This window comes from Paenibacillus sp. P4_A7 (assembly GCF_056402455.1).
On sequence record NZ_JBFUHJ010000741.1, the window covers coordinates 1 to 1,602 of the forward strand.

The following is a 1,602-nucleotide window of genomic DNA, read 5'->3' on the forward strand; positions in this document are numbered from 1 at the left end:
GTTTTCCTTCCGCACGCTTTTTATCGTAGTAAGCTCTTAATTTCTTGTTTCTATTACTACGAATACCACATCGCACAGCTTGATACAGGGCTGTACGAAGCCTTCTGGAGCCATGTTTCGTGATTCTATTTTGGGTTGCCACAAACTTACCTGAAGCAAATACACTGGGATCAACACCAGCAAAGGCCACCAGCTTCTTTGCGTGATCGAACCGATCGATTTCCCCAATCTCAGCCAAAATTGTTGCAGCGATTTTAGTGCTGATACCGGGTATTGATTGGATTAAATCATATTCAAGTAACTCTTCAGCCAGGGTCTCTATCGATTTCTTAAGGTCTGCTAGATGGTCCTGGTATTGAAGAAGCAATTTGATGAGCAGCTGCATGGAGATCAAATGACTTGGAAAAGCCGTCTCCTTAAAGGGATTTCGCCTTGCTGCAGCCGCTAGGATTTGAGCGCGTTCCAAACACCATGAGACGGATCTGCCGCGTCCAGTAAGACGTTGGATTTCAGTTGTAATTTCCTTCTCGGACATTTCTAGGACCCCTTTAGACGTCGGGTGTAAAGCTAGAAATCGAAGCGAAACTTTCGAATASAGGTCACCGAACACGCCATGGTATACAGGAAAAACCTGATCTAGAATAGCCTGGAACTGCAGCTTCGCTTGAACATACATACCCGTTAAAGATTCATGCTGACGAGTGAGATAGCGTAGATTCATGAGATGCTGACCCCGTTTTTTGATGGGTTCAAACTCTTCTTTATAGAACAGCGCTCCAAGTTGATAGGCATCAGCAGCATCCGTCTTGACCCGTCTCAAATTAGTTTTTTTTGCTTCATATGAGATTAACGGATTAATGACGATGTACAGATACTGGTGCTCATCCAGAAACTGAACAACAGGGCTATGATAATGGCCTGTTGCCTCCATTACAATGCAAGGGCTCATCCCTGCAGCTGATTCCACTGCTCGAACATAATTAAGAAAAGACGATAATCCCTCTAGATCATGATTAAATCTAAARATCTTCCCRTGAGGTACTCCACGGTCTAAAAAAGCTTGTGCATGGYTCTCTCCCTTGGACACATCCAAACCAATGACTGGATTCATGACATCACTCCTGTAGTATTTTCACCGGCAACCCCTAACCTTCTTGTCTTCCACACTATCGCATGTGATACGGGATCAACGTCCCAACCAGCCTAACCATGGTTGAACAAGTAGGGGGGATGAACAGAATAGCTCTCGGGATCCAAGTCCCACGGGCAGAAACGTTCGATCCCCGGCTACCGCTATTTTACGACCACACAAAAATGAGGTCCACCAGAAAGATCTGGTGACCTCATAATACGAACGGGCAGGATAGTTTAAGTGCGTCAAGTTAAGTCATGTCATTTAGCAGGTGGAAATCCTGCTTGGGAAGACTCTAGCCAGGTCACCAATAGCGAGTCTTGGAGCTTTAAGGGTAACCTTACGGTTTAAGCGTAGACAGTCAGATAGTAGGCCGTGTGATTGAGCCTCGAAAGAACTGCAAAAATGGGAAGGTCGACGGATTTTAAACTCTCGGAAGACTACAGGATAAGCAGCGTAACAGGCGAGTT

The 1,602-nt window shown here is 45.3% G+C and carries 1 protein-coding gene; it reads right to left on the reverse strand.

Translation table 11 applies throughout. From position 1 onward, the window contains the following. The coding region (locus tag AC1DWN_RS33575; RefSeq protein WP_477563157.1) for an IS110 family RNA-guided transposase at positions 1-1,111 on the reverse strand (1,111 nt) is incomplete at its 3' end. Between the last annotated feature and the right edge of the window lie 491 nt (positions 1,112-1,602).